This window comes from uncultured Tenacibaculum sp., assembly GCF_947494125.1.
In the GTDB taxonomy this organism is placed as follows: domain Bacteria; phylum Bacteroidota; class Bacteroidia; order Flavobacteriales; family Flavobacteriaceae; genus Polaribacter.
Window position 1 is genome coordinate 385028 of sequence record NZ_CANLTU010000002.1, and the last position, 14975, is coordinate 400002.

18 protein-coding genes are annotated in these 14975 nt (G+C 28.4%); 11 read left to right on the top strand and 7 right to left on the bottom strand.

The window, feature by feature from the left end; genetic code table 11:
• The first annotated feature begins 31 nt into the window (after nt 1-31).
• A complete protein-coding gene (locus Q0881_RS05260; RefSeq protein ID WP_299157494.1) occupies nt 32-811 on the top strand; it encodes a DUF3050 domain-containing protein in 780 nt (259 codons plus the stop codon).
• Nucleotides 811-1764 (top strand): glycosyltransferase, encoded by a 954-nt coding sequence (locus tag Q0881_RS05265; RefSeq protein WP_299157496.1) that lies wholly within the window; start codon nt 811-813, stop codon nt 1762-1764. Before Q0881_RS05260 ends, Q0881_RS05265 begins: the two co-directional genes overlap by 1 nt.
• A 52-nt stretch (nt 1765-1816) precedes the next feature.
• Here Q0881_RS05265 and Q0881_RS05270 read toward each other — a convergent pair whose 3' ends face one another.
• The 3 genes from Q0881_RS05270 to prfB all read right to left on the bottom strand — a co-directional run bounded on the left by Q0881_RS05270 (nt 1817) and on the right by prfB (nt 6194).
• Nucleotides 1817-4645 (bottom strand): pitrilysin family protein, encoded by a 2829-nt coding sequence (locus Q0881_RS05270; RefSeq protein ID WP_299157498.1) that lies wholly within the window; start codon nt 4643-4645, stop codon nt 1817-1819.
• A 113-nt stretch (nt 4646-4758) separates the two neighbouring features.
• The gene (gene arsC, locus Q0881_RS05275; RefSeq protein WP_299157500.1) at nt 4759-5100 is read right to left on the bottom strand and encodes an arsenate reductase (glutaredoxin); all 342 of its coding nucleotides are present in this window, start codon (nt 5098-5100) and stop codon (nt 4759-4761) included.
• Nucleotides 5100-6194, bottom strand: coding sequence for a peptide chain release factor 2 (gene prfB, locus Q0881_RS05280; protein WP_299157502.1), 1095 nt, complete (start codon nt 6192-6194; stop codon nt 5100-5102). Before prfB ends, arsC begins: the two co-directional genes overlap by 1 nt.
• A 34-nt stretch (nt 6195-6228) precedes the next feature.
• Here prfB and Q0881_RS05285 point away from each other — a divergent pair, with 34 nt between their 5' ends.
• Nucleotides 6229-7248, top strand: a complete 1020-nt coding sequence (locus Q0881_RS05285; protein ID WP_299157504.1) for a GntG family PLP-dependent aldolase — start codon at nt 6229-6231, stop codon at nt 7246-7248.
• 35 nt (nt 7249-7283) lie between these two features.
• Here Q0881_RS05285 and Q0881_RS05290 read toward each other — a convergent pair whose 3' ends face one another.
• A complete protein-coding gene (locus tag Q0881_RS05290; RefSeq protein WP_299157505.1) occupies nt 7284-7934 on the bottom strand; it encodes a hypothetical protein in 651 nt (216 codons plus the stop codon).
• Between the two features lie 6 nt (nt 7935-7940).
• Complete coding sequence (locus tag Q0881_RS05295; RefSeq protein ID WP_299157506.1) at nt 7941-8435, bottom strand: RNA polymerase sigma factor; 495 nt, start codon at nt 8433-8435, stop codon at nt 7941-7943.
• A 152-nt stretch (nt 8436-8587) separates the two neighbouring features.
• Here Q0881_RS05295 and Q0881_RS05300 point away from each other — a divergent pair, with 152 nt between their 5' ends.
• Genes Q0881_RS05300 through Q0881_RS05335 form a run of 8 tightly spaced genes read left to right on the top strand, consistent with a single transcriptional unit; the run spans nt 8588 to nt 12658 of the window.
• On the top strand, nt 8588-9004 hold the full coding sequence (locus tag Q0881_RS05300) for a DUF2141 domain-containing protein (protein ID WP_299157507.1): 417 nt from the start codon (nt 8588-8590) through the stop codon (nt 9002-9004).
• Nucleotides 9005-9017: 13 nt separating this feature from the next.
• Nucleotides 9018-10373: a 2TM domain-containing protein gene (locus tag Q0881_RS05305; RefSeq protein WP_299157509.1), complete on the top strand. Its 1356-nt coding sequence runs from the start codon at nt 9018-9020 to the stop codon at nt 10371-10373.
• The gene (locus Q0881_RS05310; RefSeq protein WP_299157511.1) at nt 10354-10659 is read left to right on the top strand and encodes a 2TM domain-containing protein; all 306 of its coding nucleotides are present in this window, start codon (nt 10354-10356) and stop codon (nt 10657-10659) included. Before Q0881_RS05305 ends, Q0881_RS05310 begins: the two co-directional genes overlap by 20 nt.
• A gap of 5 nt (nt 10660-10664) precedes the next feature.
• Complete coding sequence (locus Q0881_RS05315) at nt 10665-10952, top strand: 2TM domain-containing protein (RefSeq protein ID WP_299157513.1); 288 nt, start codon at nt 10665-10667, stop codon at nt 10950-10952.
• Between the two features lies 1 nt (nt 10953).
• Nucleotides 10954-11283, top strand: coding sequence for a 2TM domain-containing protein (locus tag Q0881_RS05320; protein ID WP_299157514.1), 330 nt, complete (start codon nt 10954-10956; stop codon nt 11281-11283).
• Nucleotides 11264-11581, top strand: a complete 318-nt coding sequence (locus tag Q0881_RS05325; protein ID WP_299157515.1) for a 2TM domain-containing protein — start codon at nt 11264-11266, stop codon at nt 11579-11581. Before Q0881_RS05320 ends, Q0881_RS05325 begins: the two co-directional genes overlap by 20 nt.
• A 3-nt stretch (nt 11582-11584) precedes the next feature.
• Nucleotides 11585-11893, top strand: coding sequence for a 2TM domain-containing protein (locus tag Q0881_RS05330; RefSeq protein WP_299157517.1), 309 nt, complete (start codon nt 11585-11587; stop codon nt 11891-11893).
• A gap of 9 nt (nt 11894-11902) precedes the next feature.
• Complete coding sequence (locus Q0881_RS05335; protein WP_299157519.1) at nt 11903-12658, top strand: LytTR family DNA-binding domain-containing protein; 756 nt, start codon at nt 11903-11905, stop codon at nt 12656-12658.
• A gap of 22 nt (nt 12659-12680) precedes the next feature.
• On the opposite strand, the gene Q0881_RS05340 is transcribed toward Q0881_RS05335, so the two are convergent.
• Complete coding sequence (locus tag Q0881_RS05340) at nt 12681-13691, bottom strand: formimidoylglutamase (protein ID WP_299157520.1); 1011 nt, start codon at nt 13689-13691, stop codon at nt 12681-12683.
• A gap of 1 nt (nt 13692) precedes the next feature.
• A complete protein-coding gene (gene hutI / locus Q0881_RS05345; protein ID WP_299157522.1) occupies nt 13693-14925 on the bottom strand; it encodes an imidazolonepropionase in 1233 nt (410 codons plus the stop codon).
• Nucleotides 14926-14975: the final 50 nt, after the last annotated feature.

Genomic DNA, 14975 nt, shown 5'->3' on the forward strand with positions numbered 1-14975 from the left:
TAGATTTGCATTTTTTATTGATATATACGTTATGAATACAATTTTAAATATTGAAAAAGAGCTTGAATCGTTAAGAGAAGAGTTAAAAACACATGATTTATATACATCGTTAAAAGATATTGAAGATGTAAAAACATTTATGGAGTCTCATGTTTTTGCGGTTTGGGATTTTATGTCATTATTAAAAGCATTACAACAGAATTTAACTTGTGTTAATTTGCCATGGCTTCCAGTAGCAAATTCAACTACAGCTCAATTTATAAATGAAATTGTATTAGGCGAAGAAACAGATATAAATGAATCAGGAGAACCTAAAAGCCATTTTGAAATGTACATTGATGCCATGAAACAAGCTGGGGCAGATACTTCTCAAATAGCAAAATTTATATCAAAGCTTATTGATGGAAAAAATGTGAATGAAGCATTAAGTAGCATAACAATTATTAATGAAGTTAAAGAATTTATTAACTTTACATTTGGAGTTATAGCTACATCAGAACCACATATAATAGCATCTAGTTTTACGTTTGGAAGAGAAGATGTAATACCAGATATGTTTTTAGAAATAGTTAAAAATACTGAAGAAACAGATAATTCAAATTATAGTAAACTTACTTATTACTTAAAAAGACATATTGAATTAGATGGAGATGAGCATGGTCCTTTATCATTAAAGATGATTGAAGAATTATGTGGAGAAGATCAACAAAAATGGGATGATGTATTATATTACGCTAAAGAATCTTTGAGAAAAAGAATTAGTCTTTGGAAAGGTATTACTGAACAAATAAAAGAAAGCGTTTTAGTATAATGAAATTAAATTTTTCTATAATAGTTCCGGTATATAATCGGCCCAAAGAAATTGATGAATTATTAGAAAGTCTTACCAAACAAGATTTTCATGATAATTTTGAAGTACTTATTATAGAAGATGGATCTGATAACTCTTCTGAGAAAATAGTTGAGAGTTATAAAGAGAAATTAAATCTTCATTATTTTTTTAAAGAAAATAGTGGGGCAGGAGTGAGTAGAAACTACGGTATGGAAAGAGCTGCTGGTAATTATTTTATCATTTTAGATTCTGATGTTATAGTTCCTTCTCAATATTTATCTGAAGTTCATAAAAGATTACGAGAGCATTATACAGATGCTTTTGGCGGACCAGATGCTGCACATAAAAGTTTTACTTCTTTACAAAAGGCAATTAATTATTCTATGACTTCTGTATTAACAACTGGAGGAATTAGAGGAAAGAAAAAGGGAGTAGGGAAATTTCAACCAAGAAGTTTTAATTTAGGGATATCTAAAAAAGCTTTTGAGGAGACGAAAGGTTTTTCTAAAATGAAAACAGGAGAAGATATTGATTTAACTTTTCGTTTATGGGAAAATGGATTTAAAACTCAGTTAATAGAAATGGCATATGTTTATCATAAGCGTAGAAGTACTATTAAGCAGTTTTTTAAACAAACTTTCTCTTTTGGAACAGCTAGGCCAATACTTAATAAAAAGTATCCAAAAACGGCTAAAATTACTTTTTGGTTTCCAAGTTTATTTATCCTCGGATTAGACATCGCTATTATTACTGCTTTTTTTGGCTTTTGGCAATTATTAGCTTTTTATGGAGTTTATTTAACTTTTATATTTATAGATTCATTATTTCAAAATAAAAATAGTAAAGTAGCTTTTTTAAGTATTATTACTACACTTACTCAGTTTTATGGTTATGGTTTAGGTTTTCTTCAATCTCAATTTATAAAAAAATAAAAGCCCTCAATTTCTTGAGAGCTTTTTAATTTATTTAAAACAATATTCAATATTATTTTTCAGGATTTAATATTCCTAAAATATAACCATCTGTTAAATATTTTTTAGCAACCTTCTGAATATCTTTTTTAGTTAAAGCATTCACACGGTCTTCAAAAGAAGCAGCATCAGAAGCATCATTTTTTTGGTAATCAACATTTTTAATTGTTCTTAACCAAAAACGATTCTTTTTAAGATCTTCTTTATGATCTGCAATCATTGCTTTCTTAGTTTTCATTAAATCTTCTTCAGTTGGACCATTTTTTACAATAGATGCAACTTGATCTACAGAAATTGTTTTTAATTTCTCTACGTTTTCTGGAGCACAAGGAAAAGAAATATTAAAACGATACCATCCATAAGGCATTTTTGAAATATTACCTCTTGTTCTAGAAGAGTAAACTCCACCTTCTTGCTCACGTAATTTTTCAGTTAATTTAATACCAACGATTTCACCTAAACTAGCAAAAGCTAAAGCGTCTTTCTTATTGTATTTAGCTTTACCTTGGTAAGTAATACTTACATTACTTTTTGGGTCTTTACCTTTTTGTACAGTTTTAGAGTGTGAACCAGATAAAGGTCTAAAAGAATTTACTTTGTATGATTCTTTTAAGTTTTTTCCTGGTAAGCTAGCTAAGTATTTAGTTGAAAACTCAGCAAGTTTTTTCTCATCAACATTACCAACAAAATAGAAATTAAAGTCACCTGCATCAGCAAAACGTTCTTGGTATTTTTTATACGCTAAATCATAATCTGCAGTTTCATATTTTTCAGGAGTTGGAAAACCAGTATAACGGTCATTTCCTTCATTCATAAATTCTGACATTTCTTTTTGAAAGAAGAAATTTGGACTAGCCAATAAGTTTCCTAAAAAGCTTTTTTGCTTATTTACATATGAATTAAATGCTTTTTCATCTTTATTTAAAGAAGTAAAATATAAATGTACCATTTGAAAAAGTTCTTCTAAGTTTTTAGGAGAAGCTGAACCTCTAAATCCTTCACTTAAACCTCCAATAAAAGGATTTACTCTAACAATTTTACCAGACATCATTTTAGATAAATCTGTTTTAGAGTATTTATTAACACCAGCTTGAGAAAGCGCTCCATTAGCAAAAGATGTTGCTTTTAATTCTTTATTAGAATATAAAGAAGTACCTCCAAAACTAAAGGCGTCAAATAATATTTCATCATTCTTAAAGTCTGTCTTTTTAAAAGTAACAGTAGCTCCATTACTTAAAATAAAAGTTTTAGTCCCTAAATTTTTATTTTCAGTAGTTTTAACAATTGTACCAGGAGTTGGTGCTTTCGTCATTAAAGAAGTAGCTACAGCTTTATCTTCATAAGGCTTTAACTCTTTTGTTTTTACATTATTTAAAGCATCTAAAACTTGTTTTTCAGTAACTACTTTTTTAGGGCCAGTAATTACTACTACACGGTTATCATCGTGTAAAAAGTTTTTAATAATAGTATTAACTTCATCAAGGTTTATAGAAGGTAATAACATTTGATGAGCTTTATATTCCCAAGAAACACTAGGAATTGGCTCTTGTTCTAAGAAGTTGTTTACATATTCACCAATAATTCTATTAGAAGCTCTTTTGTCTTTATCTTTAAAAGCTTTTTCAATACGAGCAACTACATTTTTTTTAGCTCTATCAAGTTCACCTTGTTTAAAACCATATCTTTTAACGCGTTCACTTTCATCTAATAAAGCTTGTAATCCTTTCAATTGTCCATCTGCACTTGTACCTGCCATAGATTGATAAGCATTTTTTCCTCTAGCCCAAGTACCACCGTGATAGCTAAAACCATAAACAAAAGGAGGTTTTTCACTATTACGTAATTCGTCTAAACGATTATTTAACATTTGAGAAAATAAAGATTTTACTAATGAATTTCTATAATCTCCAACAGTTACTTGTGGTTTAGCATTATCATAATCTTTATACATTAACTGTACTCTAGAAAATGGAGCTTCTTTGTCAGCTTCAATAGCAATAAATGTCTCCTTATGATTCTTTAAAGGAGCAACTTCTCTTTTTCTAGGGTTTTTAACCGCTGGAACTTTACCAAAGTGTGATTTTATTTTTTCCTCTAATATTTTTACATCAACATCTCCAACAGCAATAACTGCCATTAAATCTGGACGATACCAATCTTTATGAAAACGGCGAATACTTTCATGTTTAAAGTTTTCTAAGTTCTCTTTAGTACCAATAGGTAATCTTTCAGCATATTTAGAACCGTGCATTACTTTTGGTAAGTATTTTTCTAACATACGACTATCTGCACCTCTACGAGAACGGTATTCTTCTAAAACAACACCACGTTCTTCATCAATGTCTTTTCCTTCTAACAAAGCACCATGTGCCCAATCTTCAAGAATTTGAAATCCTTTTTCTAATTTTGCATCATCATCACTAGGAATTGGTAAAATATACACAGTTTCATCAAACCCTGTATAAGCATTTAAATGCGCTCCAAATTTAACACCAATAGACTGAAGGTAATCTACAAGTTCATTCTTTTTAAAGTTTTTTGTACCATTAAAGTTCATATGCTCCATAAAGTGAGCTAAACCTAATTGGTCTTTGTCTTCTAAAATTGAACCGGCATTAACAGCTAATCGTAATTCAACTTTGTTAGCTGGTTTTGGATTTTGTTTAATGTAGTATGTCATCCCATTTGATAGTTTTCCTATCTTAACTGAAGAATCAGTTGGAATTTTCATAGTACTAATTTTTTCTTTCTTAGAAAGCTGTTGCTTTCTTTCTTTGGCAATTTGACTGTAGCCTGTTGAGGCGATCAAAGTGAGGGATAACCCCAATAAAATTTTTCTCATAGTATTATCTATAAATTGATTGAATTGCTAATATACTATGATAAAATAACAAACTAAAAGTTTAGTTGTTAATTATTATTAAAAAAAGCTCTCCATTTTTTGAGAGCTTTTTTTTAAATAATATCTAAAATGTTTTCTGGCGGACGTCCAATTACAGCTTTTTTACCGTTAATAACAATAGGACGCTCAATAAGTTTAGGATTATTTACCATTGCATTTATAATTTCCGTATCAGATAATTCTTTACCTTTAAATTCTTCTTTCCATATTTTTTCATTCTTACGAACCAATTGAATAGGAGAGATGTTAAGTAAATTAATTATTTCCTTTAATTCATCTTTGGAAGGAATATTATCTAAGTATTTTACAACTTCAAATTCTTTTCCTGAATTCTCTAAAATTTCTAATCCGCAACGAGATTTACTACATCTGTTATTATGGTATATTTTTATCATTATTTCTCTTTTTGTCCGTTTAACATTAAATAAGCTTTTAAGAAAGGATTTATATTTCCATCCATTACAGCATCTACATTTCCAGTTTCATGAGCTGTACGTACATCTTTTACTAGTTTATATGGATGCATCACGTAGTTACGTATTTGACTTCCCCATTCAGTTTTTAATTTACCTGCTTCTATATCATTTCTAGCGGCCAAACGTTTTTGTAATTCAATTTCATATAATTGCGATTTTAACATTTTTAAAGCTGTAGCTCTGTTATCATGTTGAGAGCGTGAATTAGAACAAGAAATTTTTATCCCACTAGGTTTATGAGTTAATTGAACTTTAGTTTCTACTTTATTTACATTTTGTCCACCAGCTCCACTAGAACGAGCAGTAACAATTTCTATGTCGGCTGGGTTTATATCAATTTCTATACTTTCGTCGGCTACAGGAAAAACATAAACAGAACCAAAAGTAGTATGTCTTTTATTATTGCTATCAAAAGGTGAAATTCGAACTAAACGATGCACGCCGTTTTCTCCTTTCAACCATCCGAAAGCATAATCTCCTTCAATTTCAATAGTAACAGTCTTAATACCAACGGTATCACCAGCTTGGTAATTCAACGTTTTTAATTTATACCCTTGTTTTTCTGCCCACATGGTGTACATACGCAAAAGCATTTCTACCCAATCACAACTCTCAGTACCACCAGCACCTGATGTTATTTGTATGGTAGCACTTAAATTATCTCCTTCATCAGAAAGCATGTTTTTAAATTCAATATCTTCTAAAAAAATAGTTGTTTTTTCAAATTGCTCAATTACTTCAGTCTCATCAACAGCGTCTTCTTTATAGAAATCATATAATACAAGAAGGTCTTCATTCATTGTTATTACTGAATTATAGTCGCTCACCCATTTTTTCTTAAAACGGAGTGATTTCATTAAAATTTCAGCTTCTTTGGGATTATTCCAAAAGTCGGGGTTTGTAGTTTCTTCTTCTTCATTGTTAATTTCAATTAACTTCTTGTCAATTTCTAAATAACCTTTTAACTTGCCAATTCGTTCAGTAATATTTTTTAACTGTTCGTGTGTAATCATAATGCAAAAATACATTTTAAAACCGTAGTTAAAAATGGAAATAAACTTAATAAGCGATACAGTAACAAAACCAACTGAAGGAATGCTAAAGGCAATGTTAAATGCTGAAGTTGGAGATGATGTTTTTGGTGCTGACCCTACTGTAAATTTATTACAAGAGAAAGTAGCAAAACTGTTTGGAATGGAAGCTGCTTTGTTTTTCCCATCTGGAACAATGGCAAATCAAGTAGCTATTAAAATACATACACAACCTGGTGATAAAATGTTTTGCGATAAATGGGCACATGTATATAATTACGAAGGAGGAGGAGCTGCATTTAATTCTGGAGTAACCTCACATTTAATTGATGGTGATAGAGGAATGTTTACTGCTGAACAATTAGAAAAAGCTGCTTTAGGTAGAGGTGATATTCATGTACCTTTTAATCGATTAGTTTGTATTGAAAATACAACCAATAAAGGTGGTGGAGCTTGTTGGGATTTTGAAGAATTAATTAAGATAGGTAAAGTTTCTAGAGCTAATAATTTAGCGTATCATTTAGATGGAGCCCGTTTATTTAATGCTTTGGTTGCTAAAAATGAAACACCTAAACAATATGGTGAGTTATTTGATACGATTTCTATTTGTTTATCTAAAGGCTTAGGAGCTCCTGTTGGTTCTGTTTTAGTAGGAACCAATGAGCATATAGAAAAAGCACTACGTGTGCGAAAATTATTTGGAGGGGGAATGCGTCAAGCTGGTTTTTTAGCTGCTGCAGGAATTTATGCATTAGATAATTTAGTAGATCGCTTAGCTGAAGATCATTCTAGAGCAAAAGCTATAGGAGCAGTATTAGAAAATTGTTCGTATGTTAAAAAGGTGGAACCAATTGAAACAAATATTGTTATTTTTTATGTGAATGACGCTATTGATCCAATGGATTTTATTAAAAAGATGGAACAAAAAAGAATTTTATTAATTTCTATGGGAGATGGTAAAATACGTATTGTTACGCATTTAGATTTTACAGATGATATGTTAGCTGTTTTACTTGAAGAATTGAAATTATTCTAACAAAAAAGAGTAAGCTAATTGCTTCCTCTTTTTTGTTAATTTAACTCTTCTAATTTAGATATTTCTTTATAGTTTTTATTTAATTTTCTTAAAAGTACACCGTATATTATTCTATAAAATAACCAAAGAATAAGTACCATGAAACCTAATAAGAATACTGTAGCTATAATTAATGAAATTAAAAGGTGTTGTTTATTATCAGGAGTAGCTATCCCTTGATTATGGTAGTATTCAATTAATAAGTCTAAATCTGAAAAAATAAAACACAATAGAAAAATATTTGCAAAAACTACATATAAGAGGTTAAAATATACATAGTATTTTACTGTTTTTCTTGTTTTTAAAATTTTCTGAAGTAGCACTTTAGTTGTATCAGAAATAGAAATTGATTTATAATTTTTATAAAAGAAATATAAAAATATAACTATGACAAAGTAGTGAAAATACACACTTATTTTTACAAAACTATTTAAATGCAATTGTTCATATACTTCTGTATATGATGATCCAACAAAAAATATGTTTAAACCTGCCCAAAATATGAGCTCTAAAATTCCAATAATAAAAATCCATTTTACAATAGATGATGACCTGGAATGCGCCATTTTATAGATATCAACTTTAGAAACCTTATCAGCCTCCTCTGGTTGATTACCCCATGCTTTTTTATATTTATCTAAATCCATTTATTATTATGGGTTTAATACTTTTTTTAATTTTTCCTTTGCTCTGTTCATTTTAACCCTAGCATTTACTTCACTAATACCAAGAGTTTCTGATATTTCTTTATAAGGTTTATCTTCTAAATACAAAAAGATAAGAGCTTTATCAATATCGTTTAATTTTCTAATTGCGTTATACAACGATTTTAATTGTAATTCTTCTGTTTCATCATAATCTTCAGCCTTAATTTTAAAAGTATAGTCGGTAATGTCTTGAGTTTTTACAGTTCTTGTAGATTTTCTGTATAAAGAAATTGCCGTATTTAAGGCTACTCGATACATCCAAGTACTAAATTTAGCATCACCTCTAAACTTACTATAGTTTTTCCATAGCTGAATTGTTATCTCTTGAAACAAATCGTTATGTGCATCTTGATTAGTTGTATATATCCTACACACCTTATGTACAATGTTTTGATTTGATTCAAAATCAGATAAAAATTTATTTTCTAGTTTCTTTTCCACTAAGTTTAGTCCAGTTGATAAATTATAAGTAGCTCAAAAATACAAATTGTTACAGTTCATCCTTAAAAAAATACAATTGAGTTTCTTTTAGTTTTAAAAACTACATAACCTGAAGATATTTGTACCATAATTAACCAATAAAAATAAAAGAGATGAAATTTTTTACAACAGTGTTTATAGTAAGTTTATTTTTTATAGCAGGAAAAGTAACAGCACAAAATAGCACAATAACTGCAACAGTTACAAATGCTACTACAGATGAAGGAAAGATAAGTTATGCATTATATACTAAAGACAATTTTAGAAAAGAGCCAGTTTTAGCAAAGTCATCAAAAATAATTAAGGGTGAAAGTACTGTGGTTTTTGAAAATGTTCCAGAAGGAGAATATGCTATTATTTGTTTTCATGATAAGAATAACAATAATAAAATGGACTTTCAACCGAATGGTATGCCAATTGAAGATTATGGGGTTTCTACAAACAATATGAACAGGTTTGGACCACCTCAATATGATCAAATTAAGTTTTTAGTTGATGATAAAAATGTATCTTTAGAAATCAAATTTTAAGAATAATATACCAATGAAATTACCTATTAAAAATACTTTTAAAAGCTTAAAAAATGATATTTGGGTTTGTTTAAAATTAACAATAATCTTTGGAATCTTTTTTATTATTGTAAATCAACAATTTACTTTAAAAGGAGCAGCTTTAGTATTTTTAATTTCAGCTATGTATTCTTTTTCATTAGGTTTAGGGAATGGTATAATTAACGATTATTTAAATACTAAATGGGATTGGGTAACTCAAACGAACGAACGAGTTTGGGCTGGAGTAATTACAACAGTTGTTTATACAATTATAGCAGTTTTAGCAATTCATTATGTACAATATGTAATTATTTTTAGCCACCCAGTATCTAGTTTTTTTAAAGGGAATTTAATCTTAGCACATTTATTTGGTATTATTCTTTCGTTGGGAATGGCGGTGTTTTTTCATGCTCGTGGCTTTATGATAAATTGGAAAGCATCTGTAAAAAGAGAAACTACCCAACATGAAATAGTAGCAAAAACAGAGACTGCAAAGTTTGAAACATTAAAAAGTCAATTAGACCCACATTTTTTATTTAATAGTTTAAATGTTTTAACCTCTTTAATTGGAGAAAATCCTAAGCAAGCTGAAAAGTTTACTACTAAATTATCTAAAGTATATAGGTATGTTTTAGAACAGCGTAATAAAGAATTAGTACTTATTCAAGAAGAATTACAATTTGCTAAAACCTATATGGAATTATTACAGATGCGTTTTGAAGATGCAGTAAAGTTTACAATCCCTAATGAAATAAGTAACTCAGAATTAAAAATAGTGCCTTTATCATTACAATTATTACTTGAGAATGCAGTAAAACATAATGTTGTGTCTTCAACAAAACCCTTAGAAATAAGAATTTTTGAAGAAAATGGTTTTTTACAAATTCAAAATAATATTAATCCAAAAGAAGCTATAGGGAAAAGTACAAAAGTTGGATTAAGAAATATAGCAGATCGTTATGGTTTAATAACCGATAGGACTGTAGAAATAACAAATAATAACAAAACATTTACAGTGAGTTTACCACTGTTAACAAAAACAAATACAATGAACTATAATACAAGTGATTTAGAAAATAGTAAGTATGTAAAAGCAGTTGAAAGAGTTGAAAAATTAAAAGAATTCTATCAAAACTTAGTTTCGTACTGTTTAGTAATACCTTTTTTAATATTTATTAATTTAAAAACATATTCAGGTTTTCAATGGTTTTGGTTTCCAATGATAGGTTGGGGGATAGGATTAGTTTTTCATTATTTAGAAGCGAATAATTATAATTTGTTTTTAGGAAAAAACTGGGAAGAACGAAAAATCAATGAAATTTTAAAAGATGAAGAAAAATATAAATAAGATGAAAAGAGAATTTACAGAAGAACAAAAATATGCCAGAGCAAAGAAGAAAGTAGAAAAAATAAAGGGGTTGTATATTCATTTGTTAGTAACAGTTTTAGTAATTCCTGTTTTAATTTTTATCAATTTAAAATTTGTACCGCAATATCATTGGTTTTATTTTCCAATCATTGGTATGACAACAGGACTGTTCTTTCATTGGTTAGGAGTTTTTGGATTTGAAAAATTAGGTTTTGGAAAAGATTGGGAAGAACAAAAAATAAAAGAATATTTAGATAAAGAATAGTAATTATGGATAATAAATATACAGAAGAGAAAAAATATTTAGAAGCTAAAAAAAAGATTAAGGAAATAAAAGGGTTTTATGCTCATGTTTTGGTAAATGTACTTTCAATTATAATTATTGTCTTTGTTAATTTAAAGTTCTCACCTTCTTTTCATTGGTTTTGGTTTGCAGTAATAGGAATAGTTCTAGTAACCTTTATTCATTGGATGTTAGTTTTTGGAAAAAACGTATTAGGTTTTGGAAAAGATTGGGAAGAAAAGAAGATAAAAGAATATTTAGAAAAGAATAAGTAAAATGGAAAGAGATTATAGAAATGAACATAAGTATATGCTTGCTAAAAAGCGAGTAGAAAAGATAAAAGGCTTTTATTGGCATTTAGTATCATACATAGGTGTTAATATCTTTATATCTGTAGTTGTAACAGTAGGAATAATGAATGATAATAATCAATCCTTTACTAAAGCAATAACTAATTTTGGAGTGTATGCTACTTGGCTTTTTTGGGGGATAGGTTTGTTTTTTCATTGGTTGGGGACATTTGGAACAAATATCTTTTTTAATAAAGATTGGGAGAAAAGAAAAATTGAAGAGTATCTAAAAGAGAATGATGATACAAGAAGATAAATATATAAGAGCTCAGAAAACAGTAGCAAAACAAAAAAACTTTTATAATCATTTACAGTTATTTGTTTTAATAATGTTAATAATAATGTTTTTTTCAAATACAATATTTAATTTTTTTGAGAATCATATTGCAAACCCAAACACCTTAAAATGGGCTAAAGCTAATATTTGGGTAAACTCATTATTATGGGGAATTGGACTTCTAATTTATGGTATCTATGTTTTTAAAGATAAATTTACTTTTATAGAGAATTGGGAAAGAGAAAAAATAAAAAGTATAATGAACGAAAACGAATAGATTATGGACTCAAAAAAACAATCAGAAAAATATATAAAAGCAAAAAAAAGAGTAGAGGATATAAAAAAGTTCTATAAACATTTAACGTTTTATATTCTATTAAATATTATTTTTATTGGCTATAGAATTTATAAAGATATTAATTATGGTAGTTCGTTTGTAGAAGCATTTACAGATATTAGTAATTATCGAATTTTCTTTTGGTGGGGAATTGCAGTATTAATACATGCGGTTAATGTTTTAGGGAAAGACAAACTCTTTAATAAAGATTGGGAAGAAAGAAAAGTTAAAGAATACATGGATGAAAATTAATAAGATATAATGAGTGTATTAATAATTGAAGATGAAAAACCAGCAGCAAGAAGATTAAGTAGAATGCTAGCTGAATTAGGAATTGAAGTAGAAACAATGTTACATTCGGTAGAAGAATCAATTAATTGGTTTCAAAAGAATAAACATCCAGAGTTAATTTTTTTAGACATTCAATTATCAGATGGGTTATCATTTGAGATTTTTGAAGAAGTAGAGGTAAAGTCAGCAATAATCTTTACAACAGCTTATGATGAATATGCATTAAAGGCATTTAAATTAAATTCAATAGATTACTTATTAAAACCTATTGATGAAGATGAATTGAAAGTAGCAGTTGAGAAATTTAAAGAAAATCAACCAAAACAGTCAGATGTTCAAGTTAACATTGATGATATTAGAAAATTATTAATTAACCCAGTTGATAGAAAGTTTAAGAAGCGTTTTACTATTAAAGTAGGACAGCATATTAAGATTATACATGTAGATGAAATAGAATGTTTTTATTCAGAAAATAAATCAACATATATTCATACAAACTCAAATAGAAATTATTTGATAGATCATTCACTTGAGCATTGGCAAGAACAATTAGATCCAGAGCAATTTTTTAGAGTGAATAGAACATATATTATTCATATAAACGCTATAAAAGACATTATATCATATACGAACTCTCGTTTAAAACTAATACTACACTCTTATAATGAAGCAGAGATAATTGTAAGTAGAGAGCGAGTAAAAGAATTTAAAAACTGGATTGATTAAACTTAGTTTAATCCAAAATAAATTACTTTCCTTGAGCTTTAATAAAATCAGAAATTAAATAACTTATAAATTTACCTACTTGACCAGCTGCGGTTTCGTCATTCATAACAGAAGGAGCTCCTTCACAAATATGAATATAAGAAGCATTAGGATTTTTACCAAAATAATGTACAAATTGCCTAGCTTGTAAAGGACTAAAACCACTTGAAGTCATAGCACTACTAGGAAAGTTTTGAATGCAATCTAAATCTATTTCAATACCAAAAGGTTGATCTTGAATAAAATTAGCAGTACGTTCTAACTCATTGTCAAATGAAATAGATTTGTAAACTTCTAAATCTTCGTAAGTATTATAATCAATCTTCGAATTATTATGAATATAATCAAAAATATACTGCGGAGTATAATTTTCATGTAAGCCAAACATAAAATATTTTTCTAAATATTTATGCTCAATTGCATATGAAAAACCATTACCACTATGGCGTTCTTCTAGTTGACGTAAATCTGTATGAGCATCTAAGTTAACAACGTTTATAGGTTGCTTTTTAGCTTCTGAAAGACCTTTTAAATTACCATAAGAATTGTTATGGCCACCACCAATTACAATTGGGGTTTTATTTGCATCTATGATCATTTTAATAACCTCTGATAGTTTTTTATCTATAGATTTTACTAATAAATCACCGATTTCTCTATCATTTTTATCAAAATCAGAAACATCTTCTAAATAATCTAAATAACCTAAAACGAAAATGTCTTTTCCACTAATAAATTGATTTTCTTGTGTGCTTAAAAAAGCTTTTAAAGCTGGAGTAAATGCTGTATGAGCTCCACCATTTCCATAATTCATTTTTACACCAATATCTTCTGGAACACCAAAAATAACAAACTTAGCAGATGATTTTTTTAGTTCTTCGGAAATGTTATTATTATTATTAGAAACAGTATGTATTAATTCACCAATCTTAGTTTCTCCTTGTCTAAGACTTACAAAATTTTTAATATCATGTTCTGAAAACGTACGCAACATATTAAATAGCTTTTCCGTTAATAAAAACTGAATCAATTAATACCGAGCCAAAGTTATAAGGAATTGCTCCATAACTTAAAATTTCTTTAGTAATAATAAAGTTTGCCTTTTTTCCTTTAGTAATACTCCCAACTTCATTAGAAAGATTCATAGCGTAAGCGCCATTTATAGTTGCTGCATTAATAGCTTCTTCCGGAGTCATTTTCATTTTAATACATGCGGTGGCAACTACAAAATTCATATTTCCAGAAGGAGTAGAACCAGGGTTAAAATCTGTAGCTAAAGCCAAAGGTAATCCAGCGTTTATAATATCGCGAGCAGGAGTATAAGGAATACTTAAAAAATAAGAACAAGAAGGTAAAGCAACAGGCATTGTTTTAGAACCTTTTAACGTTTCAATATCATCGGTATTCATAACTTCTAAATGATCTACAGATAAAGCATCGTGTTTAACACTTACTTGAACACCACCAATAGTAGTAAATTGATTCACATGCACTTTTGGAGTTAATCCATATTTTTTTCCAGCAGATAAAATTCTATCAGTATCTTCAACCGAAAAATAACCAGTTTCACAAAAAGCATCAATAAATTCAGCTAAATTTTCTTCAGCAATTTTAGGAAGCATTTCATTTATAATTAAATTAATGTACCCTTTTTTATTATTTTTATATTTAGTAGGAAAAGCATGAGCACCTAAAAAAGTAGCTTTAATAGGTAGATCATAATTATCTCTTAGTTTTTTAATTACTCGTAACATCTTTAACTCAGCATCAATAGTTAAACCATAGCCCGATTTAATTTCTAATGCACCAGTACCTTGTTTCATAACTTCTTCTAAACGGACAGAAGATTGTTTATATAAATCATTTTCTGAAGTTTGTTGCAATTTCTTAGCAGAATTTAAAATTCCACCACCATTATTAGCTATTTCTTCATATGATAAGCCATTGATTCTATCAACAAATTCTTGTTCTCTGTTTCCAGCATATACAATGTGCGTATGAGAATCACACCAAGTAGGTAATACCATTTTACCACTACAATCTATAGTTTTATCAGCAGAGATAGATAAATTATCCATAACACCAAAATCTATAATTCGATCATTTTCAATAAGTAAAAAAGCATTTTTTATGGTTGGTAAAACATTCATGTCTTTCCCACTTACTTTTTTTATAGTATGTTCTCTAACTTGAATTAATTCCTTGATATTTATCAATAAAGTTGTCATAAGTTGTTCTTAAATTTGGCTTAACAAATTTACATTAAAAACGACAAATT